We start from the raw sequence: 14376 nt of genomic DNA on the forward strand, positions 1-14376 counted from the left end.
GGGGGGGTCGGGGTGAGGTGGGGGGGGCTGGGGCGGGGTTTTTGTTGTAGGGGTGGGGGGGGGTCCGTGCCCCCTTGTGTGGGGCGCCCCCGCAGCAGGGTGCCGAGGACCAGCCGGAGCAGGACGTAGGGGAAGAGCGCGCCGCGGGAGTTCGCGAGCAGGGTGTAGACGGCGCCGGCCTTGTCGACGCGGTGCGGGTGGTCGGTGGCGCAGTCGATGGCGCGGCGCTCGCGGCTGGCCGCCTCGGCGTGGCGCAGCACGGCGTCGGGGGCGACCACCACGCGGTGGCCGGCGGCGTTGACCCGCCAGCAGAAGTCGGTGTCGTCGCGCATCAGCGGGAGCGCCTTGTCGAAGCCGCCGAGCTCCTCGAAGACGTCGCGGCGCACCAGCATGCCGGCGCTGGAGACGGCGAGCACCGGGCGGACCTGGTCGTGCTGGCCCTGGTCCTGCTCGCGGCGGTCCAGGCCCGTCCAGCGGCGGCCGGAGCGGGCGATGGTGACGCCGACCTCCAGCAGCTGGCGGCGGTCGTACCAGCTGCGCAGCTTGGGGCCGACCACGCCGGCGCTGGGGGTGGAGTCGGCGACCTGGAGGAGGCGGCGCAGGGCGTCCGTCTGCGGCTCGCAGTCGTCGTGCAGCAGCCAGAGCCATTCGACGGGGTGGCTCTCCCGGGGGCCGCCGCGGCCGAAGTCGTCCTGGGCGGCGAGCGGGTCGCCGAAGTCGTCCCAGCCGCCGGTCACCGGGTCGTAGCCGGAGGGGTCGAGGCTGTAGGAGAGGTCCTCGGGGCGCAGCGGCGGGCTGTTGAAGACGGCCTGGGCGACGGCGTTGCCGAAGCCGGAGCGGCGGCCGAGGACGAGCGGGCCGCTCTCGGGGAGCCAGTCGCCGAGGGTGTCCTGGAGGATCTGCGGGGAGGCGTCGGTGGAACCGGTGTCGACGGCGAGGATCCGCTGCACCGGCCGGTCCTGGCCGAGCAGGCCGGCCAGTGCCTGGGGCAGCCAGCGGGCGCCGTCGTGCGAGACGATCACGGCGGTGACCAGGTGGCGCGGGTACGCGGGCGGCCGGGCAGCGGAGAAACCGCTCTGGTGGCTGTAGACGGTCATCGAGTTCGCGGGCCCCAGGTAGGTCGGCGGACGCAGCCGGTTGGCGACGGCGGGTGGTGCGCGGTGCCGCCCGGTCGGGGGTCGCGGCGGCCGACGGGTGGGTCGGCGCCGGCGGGGCGGGCGGCGCTGCGCGGCCCGGATGGCGGACATCCGGATGGCGCACCACACTAACGGCTCTGCGTGTCGGCGGCGCCGCCGGTCCTGGGGATGGGCGGGCGCGGGGACGCGAAAGCGGCGCGCCCCCCCCCGCGGCGGGCCCCCCCCCCCGGCGGGGTGGGGGGGGCGGCGGCGGACGGATCAGGCGGAGCGGACCGAGGCGACCGGGGTGACCTCGACGGCGCCGGTCTCACCGAAGGTGAGCTTGCAGGTGTCGGCGCGGTAGGTGCAGACCGCGAGCGCGACCTGGCGGCCGGCCGCCGCGTACTGCGTGGTCACGATGAGCACCGGGGTGCCCGGCGGGCGCTCCAGCAGGGCGGCCTGCTCGGCCTCGGCGACGCCGAGCTCCACCGTGCGGGACTCCCCGTCGACGCCGACGCGCTCCAGCTGGCGCAGCACGGAACGGGCCCGCTCGCCCTCGGCCGTGGAGCCGACCAGCTGCGGGAGAGCCGGCAGGTGCGGCACGGCCGAGTCCGGGACGTGCAGCGACTCGGTCGCCATGATCCGGCCCTGCACCAGGCGGAGCCGGCGGACGGTGTGCACCGTCTCGCCCTCCGCGATGCCGAGGGCGGCGGCCAGCTGGGCGGGGGCCGGGGCGCTGGTGCAGTCCACGATCCGCCAGGACTGGTTGCGCGAGGCGCTCGGCCAGCCCTCCTCGCTGGCGCTGACCGGGACGCCGACCCGGGGCGCGGCGATCAGGGTGCCGATGCCGCGGCGGCGGACCAGGCGGCCCTCCAGCTCCAGCTGGTCGAGGGCCTGCCGCAGGGTGGCACGGGCCACGCCGAACCGGGCGGCCAGCTCACGCTCGTTGGGCAGCACCTGGCCGGTGGAGAACTCCGCGTCGATGGTCCGCACCAGGACGGTGCGCAGGTGCCAGTACTTCGGCTCCGGTACTGCCGCCAGCTGTCCTTGCCCCACCGTGTCCTCCACCCTGAAGGCTACGGGCCGCCCGGCGCCCCCTCGGTTTCGGCAGGTGGGGCGGGCGGGCTTTATCCGTCCTTCTTTATTAAAGGTCTTTGCAGTAAGGGACAGTAGGGGGTGGCCGCCGAGATGGTCAAGACCAATGACCGGGGCTTACCGGACGTTGCGGTAGCCTCGCCGGGTGATCGTGGTATCGACAGTGAACGTCAACGGGATCCGCGCGGCCGCCAAGAAGGGCCTCGTGGAATGGCTGGCCGGGACGAAGGCCGATGTGGTGTGCCTCCAGGAGGTCCGGGCCGAGGAGAGCCAGATCCCGGCCGAGCTGCGGGACCTCGACGGCTGGCACGCGGTCTGGGCGCCGGCCGCCGCCAAGGGCCGGGCCGGTGTGGCGGTGCTGTCCCGCCGGGCGCCGGAGCGGACGGCGATCGGCTTCGGCTCGACCGAGTTCGACACCTCCGGCCGGTACGCCGAGATCGACCTGCCCGGGCTCACGGTCGCCAGCCTCTACCTGCCCTCCGGCGAGGTCGGCACGGAGCGCCAGGACGAGAAGGAGCGCTTCATGGCGGAGTTCCTCGTCCACCTGGACGCGCTGCGCCGGCGGGCCGCCGAGGAGGGCCGGGAGGTCCTGGTCTGCGGTGACTGGAACATCGCCCACCGCGAGGACGACCTGAAGAACTGGCGCTCCAACCAGAAGAACGCGGGCTTCCTCCCCGAGGAGCGCGCCTGGATGACCCGCCTCTTCGACGACGTCGGCTACGTCGACGTCGTCCGGGCCCTCCACCCGGGCCAGGCCGGCCCGTACACCTGGTGGTCCTACCGCGGCCGCGCCTTCGACAACGACTCGGGCTGGCGGATCGACATGATTTGTACAACGGAGGGTATCGCACGCCGCTGCACCGAGGCATACGTGGAGCGGGCGGCCTCCCACGCCGAGCGCTGGTCCGACCATGCCCCCGTCACGGCGGTCTTCGACCACAAGTTCTGACCCATGAGCCGGCGTCGCCGGGAACCGGTGGAAGAACCCCGCGCGGGGGTCTTCACAGCAGATCAAGCCGACCGTCGACTCTTCGGCTGCTTCCGAGAGCTCCGCCGGCGACCGGGCACCAGCCGGGAGTCTCACAACGGACATGCTCCATCACGCATCTTCCGGCCGCCCCGAAGCTCATGCGGATGGTGTCCGGGCAGGACGACTCGGCGCAAACCCCGCGGCTCATGCCGGTGGCCGTGAGTGTCTGTCGTGCCGAGCCGCTACCGCACGCCGGCGAGCTGCGATGCAGCGGGGCGCGCGGCCCGCCTGCGCCCGCGTTCGGACGGGGCCGGGGAGCGTCACCCGTCGCGCCGGCAGGTGGTGGCCGGCGTGCGCCGCACGCCGGGCGAGGGGGGCATGCGTAACACTGTGTCCTGTGTCGGATACAGGTCGGGACGGTGACGGCGGCGTGCGGGAGGGCGGCACGCCGAGCCCCGACGCCCTGCTGCCGGCGCTCGACGCGGAGCAGCTCGGGGTGCTGCGCAGGGTGGGACTCGAGTGGGGCCGGGTTGCCGGGGATCCGCAGGTGTGGCGGCGTGCGCTGCCCGTGGATCCGAATCTCGGTCGTTATCCCGCTCCTTCGGAGATCCTGCCGGTCCGCTTCGGTCGTTTCGTGCGGGTCGCCACGGTCGGCGGGCGGCCGTCGGCGGATGAGGCGACCAGCGAGGACACCCGGACCTCCCGGACCGGCCGGATCGGTTCCAGGGTGCGGCACGTGGTGCTCGGGGCTCCGCTGAGGAGCACCGCGATCGCGCATGAGCGGATGCGCAAACTGGTGGCGTTGCCGGTGCTCTCCGCCGACGCGCTCTCCTCGGTCGCGTACGGGCCCGAGGCGATGCTGGCCGTCCTCGTTCTCGCCGGTGGCGCCGGGTTGCGGTACTCGGTGCCGATCGCCGTGACGATCGTGTTCCTGATGCTCGCGGTCGGGGTGTCGTACCGTCAGACGATCCGCGCCTATCCGCACGGTGGTGGTTCGTACATCGTCGCCACCGCCAATCTGGGTCGCGTTCCCGGGCTGGCGGCCGCCGCCGGTCTGATGACCGACTACATCCTCACGGTCGCGATCTCGATCGCCTCCGGGATGGCGGCGGTCACCTCGGCGATCCCCTCGCTCCGAACCGACGTCGTGCCGATCGGCGTCGTCGTGATCGCCGTGCTGCTCGCCGGGAACCTGCGTGGCGTGCGGCAGGCGGGTGCGCTGTTCGCCGCACCGACGTACGCCTTCGTCATCGCGGTCCTCGTACTCGTCGCCACGGGTCTGTCCGACGCGGCCGACCGCGGCTTCCAGCCGACGCCGACACCGCAGCTGACCGCGACCGAGAGCGTCAGCCTGCTGCTGGTCCTGCGCGCCTTCGCCTCCGGCTCGACCGCGATGACCGGCATCGAGGCGATCTCCAACGCGGTGCCGGCCTTCCAACCGACCGAGTGGCGCAACGCCCGCACGACTTTGACCTGGATGGTCGGCCTGCTCGTCGCGCTGTTCGCGGGCACGATCGCCCTGGTCCACCTCGACGGCGTCGTGCCCAGCACGAACGAGACGGTGCTGTCACAACTCGCCCACCGCACCTTCGGCTCGGGCTTCCTCTACGTCTTCACCCAAGCGGCCACCGCCGCGATCCTGCTCCTCGCCGCCAACACCGCCTACAACGACTTCCCCCGCGTCCTGTACCTGCTCGCCCGCGACCACCAGGCACCACGGGCCTTCCTGAGGCTGGGCGACCGCCTGGCCTTCAGCAACGGGATCATCCTGCTCTCCATCGCGGCGGCGGCGATCTACGCGGCGTTCGGCGGCAGGACCGGCCCCCTGATCCCGCTCTACGCCGTCGGCGTCTTCCTCGCATTCACGCTGTCACAGACAGGCATGGTCGTGCACTGGTGGCGCCTGCGCGACCGGCACTGGCGCAAGAGCCTGGCCTTCAACGCCACCGGCGCCCTGCTCTCCGCGATCGTCCTCATCACCGCCGCCATCACGAAGTTCACCGAGGGCGCCTGGTTCGCCGTACTCACGGTGGGACTCTTCATCCTGGTGACGACAAGAATTCGGCACCACTACGACACGGTCCGCGCAGCGGTCGCCCTGCACCCCCACGCCGTCGAAGTCCCCAGCCGCACCATCACACCGCCGAGCCCGGGGACCGGCATGCCACGAGCCACCCGGCCCGAGGCGCCGTCCGAGGTCCCGGCAGAGGCGGAGGCGGAGAGCGAGGAGACTCCGGAGGAGATCCACCCCTTGTCGATCGTGCCGATCGCCGCACTGGACCAGGCCGGCATGCGGGCCCTCGCCTACGCCGCCTCGCTCCAGCAGCCCGTCCTCGCGCTCCACATCAGCTCCAGCGCGGACGAGGCCCAACGCTTCCGCGACTACTGGAACCTGTGGGGCGACCACCTGCCCCTGAAGATCGTCCTCTCCCCCTATCGCGCGATCGTCGCACCACTGGTCAACTACATCGAGTCGCTGCACCACCAGCGCCCGGACCTCACCCTGACCGTCATCCTCCCGGAGATCGTCGTACGACACGGGCGCCACCGTCTCCTGCACAGCCGACTCGCGGCTCGGCTGCGGAGGGCGCTGCGCCCCCTGCCGAAGGTCGTCGTCACGACCGTCCCGTTCCACCTGTAGCACAGCGGCGGCACCGGGTGACCCGATGCGTGCGACCGCGCACATCGGCACATCCGATTCGTCGGGCTACCGGGACGGTTCCTCGTCGGCCCCGGAAGGACCGGCCCTCGGGAAGGACGGGCGTACCGGACCGTGCCCCGGGCCGGCCAGGGCACGGAGGTGGACACCGGGCCCCTCGGGCGGGCCCTGGAGGCCGGACGGGTAGGCGGCCGCATGGCACCGGTGGGCTGATGCACACGGACGTTCTGGCTGACAGTCGGACACCGCTACAGCCCCTCGATCACCCGCACGAGTGAAGGTCGGCGCAGGGCCGGACCGCCCGCGGAAGCAGGTCGAGCGTCGGTGCCTAACGTGGTTCGGAAAGTCACCGCCGGTCGGCCGACCGACGTCGCCGCCACCAGGATCAAGAGGTACCCAATGAATCGTTTCATCACTCTTTCCGTCGGTGTGGCCGCCATGACAGCCGCTGCCTCTGGATGCGGCAGTTCCGGCACCACGGCTTCCTCGACCCCGACCGCGAGCACCAGCGTCCCCACGACCGCCGCCGGCTCCGCTGCTCCCAGCCGGAGCGTCGCCACGGTGAAGACGGCGAGTTCGCCGTTCGGTCAGATCCTGGTCGACAGTTCCGGTAGGACGTTGTACCTGTTCAAGGCCGATACGGGGACGACCTCGACCTGTAACGGCTCCTGTACGCAGAATTGGCCGCCGCAGACCACGACCGGGGCACCCGACAGCAGCGGAGTGACCGCGTCCCTGGTCGGAACGACCACCCGTTCGGACAGCTCGACCCAGGTGACCTACAACGGCCACCCGTTGTACTACTTCTTCAAGGACACAAAGCCCGGAGAAACCAACGGTCAGGGCGTCAACGCCTTCGGCGCTTCGTGGTACGTGGTCAGTCCCGGCGGCGACGCGATCACCAGCGCAGCCTCCGCGTCGGCTTCCCCGTCTGCCGGCTCCACGGGCGGCAGTGGCGGTTACTGAGGCCCGCTCCTGAACCTGCGGGGCTGCGAGAACTCGGCTCACGCTGCCGACCTGCACGGACCCCGCGACCCGGGTCGTTCGTCCCGGTCCCCTCCGGGCCGTTCCGCGGCACGCCCTACCCGAGGATCCGACTCGACCCCTGTGGTCGCGCCCTTACAGCAGCGGCGCATCGATCGTGGTAGTCAACGTGCATGCCGATCGAACCCCCTGGCAATACGGGCAGGCCGTCCCTGTTCCGACGGCTACGGCGGGTGGTCCGCCGGTCGCCGGTCGGGCGCGGCTGGATGCGGGGCGGTGATCTGCAGCTGTCCCAGCGGGCGCTGGGCTTCGCGGCGCTCGGGTTCCTCACTCTGGTTCCGCTGTTGATCGTGGTCTCCGCGGCCGATCCGGACCGCGGGCGGGGGTTCGCGCAGTGGCTGGGGGAGGGCCTCGGTGTGTCGCCGGCTTCCAGACGAGAGGTCGAGCAGCTCTTCGGGCGGCCCGGCCAGGCGTTCCGGACGACGACGGCCTTCGGTCTCGCGGCCCTGGCGGTGTTCGGCCTGTCGTTCGGGGCCGCGGTGCAGAGCGGTTACGAGAAGGCCTGGAACCTGCCGCCGGCCCGTTGGTGGGCCCGGTGGCGGCACGTGCTGTGGCTCGCCGTCCTGATCGGGTTCCTCTTCCTGTCCGCCACCAGCACGCTCTGGCGCCGGTCCCCGGCCGGTGGCCTGGTGGCGGCACTGAGCGCGGTGGTGTTCGTCTGGTGGTCGCAGTGGCTGCTGCTCGGCGGGCGGGTGCGCCGTCGCGCCCTGCTTCCGGGTGCCGTGGTGACCGTGGTCGGGTTGCTCGGCCTGAGACTCTTCTCACGGCTCGTCTTCTCACCGCTGATCGCCTCCAACACGGTCACCTACGGCCCGTTCGGGGCCGTGCTGGTCATCCAGTCCTGGCTGGTCGGCGTGGGAGTCGTCGTCTTCGGTGGCGCGCTGGTCGGCCGACTGCTCGACGAGGAACTCCAGCGCGTGAGACGTGCGCCGAAAGGGCGAAGGTGAGAGCCCACGCGCCGTCGTGGCCGATTCGTGAGCAACACCCACTCGACGCTCGTTTGCGCTGAGGGCGGCAGCCCGGCGGCTGGCCTTGACCGTGGGTTGCGTCCGGGGAAGTGGGAAGCGGCGTGCGGGTTCCGCCCGTTCCCGGGGTTTCGTCCCGGTGATGGGTGTCGCCCGAGAACGTAAGAACGGCCACCGGTTGATCCTTCGAGATGTCGGACGTCACGAAGAGGAGACCGACACAACGACCGCACCGGACAGTCTGCCGCCCGCCGCACTCCCGAAGGAGAACCTGGCCCCGGCGAGTCCCGACCTGTTGCGCGCGATGGCGAAGACGTTCACCGACGCGGCGACGTCCGCCGACATCGACCGCACCTGCGGCGGCGAGTACCGCAGGCCAAGCAAGGAACGTGTCAACTCCCGCAACAGACAACACAATCGCGACCGGGGCATCCGAGTCGGCGCGATCGACCAGGCCATCCCCGGGGCCCGCTCGGGCACCTACTTCCCCAGCCGGCTCCTGGAACGGCGACGCCGGGCCGAGCAGGCACTGATCAGCACGGTCGCGACCTGCCGCCTCCTCGGAGCCCCGACCAGCAGGGTCGAGAAACCCGGCGAGGGCCGCGGGCATCCTGCGCGGACCACTGCACTCAGCCGCCCCACAAAAGGTCGCCCCCGCATCGCCGCGGAGGCGACCTCTCCGGCCTGCGTAAACGTCACATCGACCGGGACAACAGGATCCGAATCCACGCCTCCGTCGCCCTATGATCTTCCCACCGAAAGGGCGGACACTTTTGCGATCGCGAGTCGCAGAGTCAGGAATCCTGCCTCACTGATCCGCATATTCGCCTCCTCACGATCGTCCTACCGGTTACTTCTCCCGGCACTTTCCAGAATACTCCGCACCGCTGGGATCCGAGCACCTCATGCGCATAATTCTTTTCAAAAATCACCACACCCTTATGTTTAACCAGAAAAGACATCCGGCAAATACCTCGGACCGCACCCCGCAGCGGCAAGATCCATCCTGGCTGAAGTGTCGCGGGTGAGGGCCGGCGCCATGCCGGGACAGGGGGAGCACTGCAGGGAACCGTGACGCGCATGGCGGACTTCGCGCGGGAGGTACCGCGGAGCGGCCGCGGACCGGTCAAGAGGATTCGGTGATCGGTTGTTGGGGCGGGTTCTGGACCGGGCCCACGAGATGCGTCCAAGCTCGCCGATCCGGCCTTCACGGCGACGAAGCCCGGCCGGCGGCAACCCACCGACCGCCCCCTTCCTCATCCGGAGGCCGGCCCGGCCCGGAGTACGGTGGAAGAATGCACCGTCAACGGCCTGCGGGATTCCTGCAATGCCAGGCGCCGGCACCAGGCCGTCCGCCCCAACGAGCCCAGGGCGGGTGTTCGATATGACCGCGACCTCCGATCCCACCGCTGCCCAACCACCCGGGCCGGAACCGCCGGTGCGCATCTCACTGACACCCGAGGGCTCCACCCCGGGACGCCTGGAATGAGCCTGGTGGCCCCGCTCGCATGACCTCCTGCGCGAACTCCCCCCGCTGGCGGCAGCACTGGACCCCACATGGGGGAAGATCACCCGTGTCACCGTGAATCCGACGCACTGGCCGGTCATCCCCCGGCGCGTCCCGGTCGAAGGCCACGTCATCCACGTCGGATGGTTCGAACAGGAGCAGGACGCGGACGAGGTGATGGTCTGCTCCTTCGTCCCGCTCCGCCTGGAACTCCTGGTGATTCCCCCCGAGGCCGAGGCCTCCGCCGCCGAGTGGCTGATGACGGCGGCCTCCGACCCGGCCAACACCCGCACCGGCATCGACCTCCTGACAGCCGCGGGTGTGCCGACCGCGGACCCGCGCGCCGGGGGATGACAACGATCGCGGCGGACGGGCACCATGCCGTTCGCCACCCGCCCCGCCCCCGACTTCCCGCCGTCGGCCCGCGCGTCCCACTGCACCCCGGAACCAGCGGGCAGGTACGCGGACCCGCCCGGACACGTACCGCTGCACGGACCCCGGGGAACCCCTGCACCGCGGCGGCCTCACAGAAGACGTCCACCGGTGCCGAAGGCGCGGCCGGTGGTCGTACCCGAGTCACACCCCGTCGGCTCATCGGGCAGGTGGCGGCGGCACGCGCCGACGGGAGAATGGGAGATGCCCACAGACATCGGAGGCTGCTGATGTTCGAAGCGGGTGACATTCGGGAATGGCGCGGCCACGACGTGGTGGATGCCGACCGCCGCAAGATCGGCACAATGGAGTCCGTCTACGTCGACACTGCGACTGACCAGCCCTCGTTCGCCACCGTCACGGTCGGGCTGCCCACACGCCGCCGCCTGGTCTTCGTCCCCCTCGCCGACGTGCGGGTCGGGCCGGGCCGGGCCATCTGCAGGTCGCCTGGCCCAGGAGCCGGGTCAAGAAGGCTCCGGCGATCGGCACCGACGGCGTACTGCCGGCCGAGGACGAGGCGGCGATCTTCGCCCACTACGAACTGGACTACGCGCCGGGCGCGGGCGGTGAACGCCGCCTGGCACGCCGATAGCAGCGGGCGGACACCGAAGGAGGCCGACGATGGCATTGGTCCTGTTCCTGATCATCCTGGCGATCGTGCTCGGCTTGGTCGGCGTGGTTGCCCACGGCCTGCTCTACCTGCTGTTCATCGGCATCGCCGTACTGATCATCGCCATGGTCATCTCCGCCGTCCGGTTCCGGCACGGCGGCCGCTCCTCCAACCGCTGAGATGCGCCACAGCGCCGATGGTCCGCGGCCAGTACCGGGGAACCGATCCGCGCACAAGGTGCCCGCGACCCGGAGCCACGCCGCGGGGCCAACGTGCGCCTCGACCCGATGCGGAGCGTCCTCGAAGGCACGCAGGATCCGCAGTGCTCCGCTCGGATGCAGGCGGGCGCACCGGGCCGGGCGCACCGGGCCCATCAGGGCACGGAGGTGGACACCGGGCCCCTTGGGCGGGCCCTGGAGGTCGGACGGATGGGCGGCATGACGGGGCTCCGGTGGTGGACCCGGGATCGAACTCGGACAATCGGGTCATGGCAGGCCTTGAGGCGGACCCCGGAACGGTGCATCTGGCCCACGGGGCGGGATACGTCAGCCCCGGCGTTGCGCTGGGCGAGTCGGTCAAGGGCATTGTCCGCATCGACGAGCGCGGATGGGTGCACGTCACTCAGGAGGACGGATCTCGCGTGTCGTTCCCGCCTCATGCCGTAGAACGCGTCAACTGGGGCGAGCCCGCATCCTAGACGCGAGGCTCCGAGCCTCGCCGTGGGCTTGGGCCCAGGTCTCCGGGGCCTCATCAAGCAGCGAACGAACGCCAACCGTACGGTCGGGAGGGCAGCTGATCGGAGGGCGAGATGGCGAAGTACCGATCGCGTGTGCGTGTGCTCTCCGAAGAAGACGTGGAGATCACCACGCGGCATGGAGAGCACGCCGAGGGCGACTTCGATGGAACTGCGCAGGAGTACGCCGAGTTCCTGGTCGACACGGCCGTGAGGCAGGGCGGGGACGATCCGGGCCCGATGCGACCGGCACGCGTTGTCGCCGATGTCTGGGAAGCGGGCGTATCGGGGAGCTCCGCCGCCGGGCACGCAGAGTGGCCGTAGCTCGCACGTCCGGGCCGGGTCGTGCGCGGTTTCCTCGGCCTCGCACGATCTCGACGGCCCCGCACGATCTCGACGCCCGAGACCACGGCCGCATGAGGGTACGAAGGGCATGTGACGCGGGTATGACGCGTCCGGCCCCGGCGGCTTGCAGCCAGGCGACTTCCCGGGACGGGCCCGCGCTGCCCGCAGGGCGTTCAGGACTGCCTCGTCGATGTCTGGCCGGCACCCTCGCGGTCGGTCGGGGTGGCGCGGTGCGGGCGGAGTAGCGTGGGGACATCGGGGCGGCCCGGCCGCCGCTCCCCGACGGTCGGCCCTCGTTCGGTGGGGGCTGGTGTGTGTCCACGGACAGGTGGCGAGCCATGTCGGATGAAACCGGTGCTGCGCTCCCGGGACCCCTGCCGGACCGGTTCCGGCAGGCCGCGAAGCCGGGGACGGTCCTGTTGCGTCTGGAGACCACACAGTCGCGCGAGGGTGCGCTCGACGGCGCGTGGTGGCCGCGTTCACGAAACGTCGGCGCCGAACTACCCGGTCTGATCAGGGCGTTGACCGAACATCTCGGCTCCGTGGTGAGCATCGGGCTGGACGCCGAAGCCTGGGACGACGTGCCGGCCCGGCTGGTCGTCGACGGCCGGTCGGTGCACATCGACCGGTACCCGGTCGGTGACGACACGGTGATCGTCACGCGGGGCGACCGCGATCACTTCAGCCTGCTCGTCGTCCCCCCGCAGGCGAGCCGGGAGGCGGCCCTGGCCGCGATGGCACGCGCGGTCGAGACCGGTGGAACCGACTCGGCACGGCAGATCCTCATCGCAACCGGTATCGGCTCCGAGCCACCGGGCGAAGCGACCTGAGTGGACCGGCCCCACAGGCCGGGCTCCTCGGGACAGACGGGAAGGCGGGACGCAGAGATGTCCGTCTACGTGAAGCTCTCGGCCGACGCTCGGGCGCCGGCGGAGCCGTCGAAGGGGCCGTTGGACCTGCAGTACGAGGACGGCACGGACGACGGCGTCACCTTCGAGTACGACCTGCACCCGAGCGGTGCGCTGCGCGTCCTGCGGGTCTTCGAGGACACGCCCCACCGGATCGAGGCCTGCTTCAGCCCCGGAGCGTGGCTCCAAGTCGCGGGCACCTACCTGCGAAGCGGCTCCGAGTACTGACGACGGTCCGCTCCGGGCGAACCCCAGGCCGTCGGCGGCGGTGGTTCGCCCCGGTCGCTCAGCGATGTGCGGACCGCTCTCCGCCCCGGCACCGGACGGCGGAGGGACCCGTGCGACGGCCAGTACGGCGATGCCGAGGCCCGATGCCGAGGCCGGAGAAGCCGGAGGTGCTGCACTCGGGCGGGCCGGGCACGACAGGAGCAGGCCCGTTCGGCCCTGTCACCGGCACCGGATGCGGGGAAGGCTCACGGTAGGACCGAAAGCCGGTCCCGCGCCTCCCGGTCGCTCTGCTCGCGGCGACGCTTTCCCGGACCTGGCCGTCGGCGCGGGTTCGCAATCGAAGGGAGCCGACATGACCGCCTTGATCGCAGTCCTGGTGGCGCTCGTCATCCTGGTCCTGATCGGGCTCGCGATGTCGATCCGCATCGTCCGCCAGTACGAGAAGGGGGTCGTCTTCCGGTTCGGCCGGATCATCGGAGCACGCGACCCGGGACTGCGCCTGATCATCCCGTTCGCCGACGTCATGCACCACATCTCGCTGCGGATCGTCACCATGCCGATCCAGTCCCAGGGCATCATCACCCGCGACAACGTCAGCGTCGACGTCTCCGCCGTCGCCTACTTCCGCGTCGTGGACGCCATCAAGTCCGTCATCGCCATCGAGAACGTGAGCTCCGCGATCAACCAGATCGCCCAGACGACCCTCCGCAAGGTCGTCGGCCGGCACACCCTGGACGAGACCCTCTCCGAGACCGACCGCATCAACCTGGACATCCGCCAGATCCTGGACGTCACCACCACCGAATGGGGCGTGGACGTCACCCTGGTCGAACTCAAGGACATCCAACTGCCCGACACCATGAAACGCGCGATGGCCAAGCAGGCCGAAGCCGAGCGGGAGAAGCGCGCCAAGATCATCAGCGCGCAGGGAGAGGCCCAGGCCGCCTCTGCACTCGGCGAGGCCTCCGACACGATGATGGCCCACCCGCTCGCCCTCCAGCTGCGCAACCTGCAGAGCCTCGTCGAAATCGCCGTCGACAAGAACAGCACCGTCGTCTTCCCCGCACCCCTGATGAGCACCATCGGCGAACTCGGCTCCTTCCTCTCCCGCGAGGCGACGGCCGCCGCCGCTCCCGCACCGCAGCCGCCCCCGGACAGTCCGGACACCCCACTCGCGACCAAGCCGGTGCACGTGCCTGCGCCCGACCCCGTTCACGTACCGGCACCCAACGGGGTGACCGGGATCCCGTAGACACCACCGTCCTCCACCGGCCGAGGCCGAGGGCGCACGGCGTTCACCGGGCGACGCGCGGAACACACCGTACGGAAGACCATCCAGATGATGACGCAGCCGTTCCACACACCGCACCACGGGCCGCACCGCCTCGTCGAGCACTGGAAAGCCGTGGCGGCCGACCGCCGCTCGCGGGCCGCCGCCCGGCGGTGGCGGCACGTCGGCACCGAGCCGCGCTAAGCGCGCAGCGATCTGCCGGCGCGGCGACTACTCGGAAGAATCTTCGTCCCGTTCTTCCTGCTCGGGACCATCGCCTTCACGTTGCTCGCGACGAACGCACTCCCCGCACCGAGCGCCGACCGTGCGTTCTACACGAGCCTCGCCGTACTGTGCGCCGCCTCCACCGTCGTCGCGGTGATCGACCTGGTCGTGGTGCGGGGGCGGGGGGGGGGGGGCCGACGGGGGCGCCCCCCACCCCGCGGCCGCCCCCCGAACCGGCGCGCGCGTAAACAACACAAACAACACACACCA

14 protein-coding genes and 2 pseudogenes are annotated in these 14376 nt (G+C 71.2%); 14 read left to right on the forward strand and 2 right to left on the reverse strand.

Features of this window, described 5'->3' with window-relative positions; genetic code table 11:
- Both ACFV0G_RS05400 and ACFV0G_RS05405 read right to left on the reverse strand, forming a co-directional pair.
- On the reverse strand, positions 1-1097 hold a 1097-nt coding region (locus ACFV0G_RS05400; protein WP_380542044.1), incomplete at its 3' end, for a glycosyltransferase family 2 protein.
- 297 nt (positions 1098-1394) lie between these two features.
- Positions 1395-2171 carry a GntR family transcriptional regulator gene (locus ACFV0G_RS05405; protein WP_380541984.1) on the reverse strand — a complete coding sequence of 259 codons (777 nt, stop codon included), beginning with the start codon at positions 2169-2171 and terminating at the stop codon, positions 1395-1397.
- Between the two features lie 184 nt (positions 2172-2355).
- On the opposite strand from ACFV0G_RS05405, the gene ACFV0G_RS05410 reads away from it, so the two are divergent.
- The 14 genes and pseudogenes from ACFV0G_RS05410 (at position 2356) to ACFV0G_RS05475 (ending at position 14085) form a co-directional block, all read left to right on the forward strand.
- Positions 2356-3159 (forward strand): exodeoxyribonuclease III, encoded by an 804-nt coding sequence (locus ACFV0G_RS05410; RefSeq protein WP_380541987.1) that lies wholly within the window; start codon positions 2356-2358, stop codon positions 3157-3159.
- Positions 3160-3964: 805 nt separating this feature from the next.
- On the forward strand, positions 3965-5821 hold the full coding sequence (locus tag ACFV0G_RS05415; protein ID WP_380542047.1) for an APC family permease: 1857 nt from the start codon (positions 3965-3967) through the stop codon (positions 5819-5821).
- 417 nt (positions 5822-6238) lie between these two features.
- Entirely contained in the window at positions 6239-6805 is a 567-nt protein-coding gene (locus ACFV0G_RS05420) for a hypothetical protein (RefSeq protein WP_380541990.1), read from the forward strand.
- Positions 6806-6996: 191 nt separating this feature from the next.
- Positions 6997-7830, forward strand: a complete 834-nt coding sequence (locus ACFV0G_RS05425; protein ID WP_380541993.1) for a YhjD/YihY/BrkB family envelope integrity protein — start codon at positions 6997-6999, stop codon at positions 7828-7830.
- Between the two features lie 160 nt (positions 7831-7990).
- Positions 7991-8797: a transposase gene (locus ACFV0G_RS05430; RefSeq protein ID WP_380541996.1), complete on the forward strand. Its 807-nt coding sequence runs from the start codon at positions 7991-7993 to the stop codon at positions 8795-8797.
- Positions 8798-9349: 552 nt separating this feature from the next.
- Positions 9350-9709: pseudogene (locus ACFV0G_RS05435) on the forward strand (DUF5994 family protein); the annotation flags it as partial.
- A gap of 308 nt (positions 9710-10017) precedes the next feature.
- Positions 10018-10379: pseudogene (locus tag ACFV0G_RS05440) on the forward strand (PRC-barrel domain-containing protein).
- Positions 10380-10408: 29 nt separating this feature from the next.
- Complete coding sequence (locus ACFV0G_RS05445; protein ID WP_380541999.1) at positions 10409-10576, forward strand: hypothetical protein; 168 nt, start codon at positions 10409-10411, stop codon at positions 10574-10576.
- Positions 10577-10884: 308 nt separating this feature from the next.
- Positions 10885-11094, forward strand: coding sequence for a hypothetical protein (locus tag ACFV0G_RS05450; RefSeq protein ID WP_380542002.1), 210 nt, complete (start codon positions 10885-10887; stop codon positions 11092-11094).
- A gap of 111 nt (positions 11095-11205) precedes the next feature.
- Positions 11206-11454, forward strand: coding sequence for a hypothetical protein (locus tag ACFV0G_RS05455; RefSeq protein ID WP_380542005.1), 249 nt, complete (start codon positions 11206-11208; stop codon positions 11452-11454).
- Positions 11455-11813: 359 nt separating this feature from the next.
- Positions 11814-12305: a DUF5994 family protein gene (locus ACFV0G_RS05460; protein WP_380542008.1), complete on the forward strand. Its 492-nt coding sequence runs from the start codon at positions 11814-11816 to the stop codon at positions 12303-12305.
- Positions 12306-12362: 57 nt separating this feature from the next.
- Positions 12363-12611, forward strand: coding sequence for a hypothetical protein (locus ACFV0G_RS05465; protein WP_346140851.1), 249 nt, complete (start codon positions 12363-12365; stop codon positions 12609-12611).
- Between the two features lie 352 nt (positions 12612-12963).
- On the forward strand, positions 12964-13863 hold the full coding sequence (locus tag ACFV0G_RS05470) for a slipin family protein (RefSeq protein ID WP_380542011.1): 900 nt from the start codon (positions 12964-12966) through the stop codon (positions 13861-13863).
- A gap of 90 nt (positions 13864-13953) precedes the next feature.
- Entirely contained in the window at positions 13954-14085 is a 132-nt protein-coding gene (locus ACFV0G_RS05475; RefSeq protein ID WP_380542014.1) for a hypothetical protein, read from the forward strand.
- Positions 14086-14376: the final 291 nt, after the last annotated feature.

This window comes from Kitasatospora sp. NPDC059571 (assembly GCF_042735675.1).
Taxonomy (GTDB): Bacteria; Actinomycetota; Actinomycetes; order Streptomycetales; family Streptomycetaceae; genus Kitasatospora.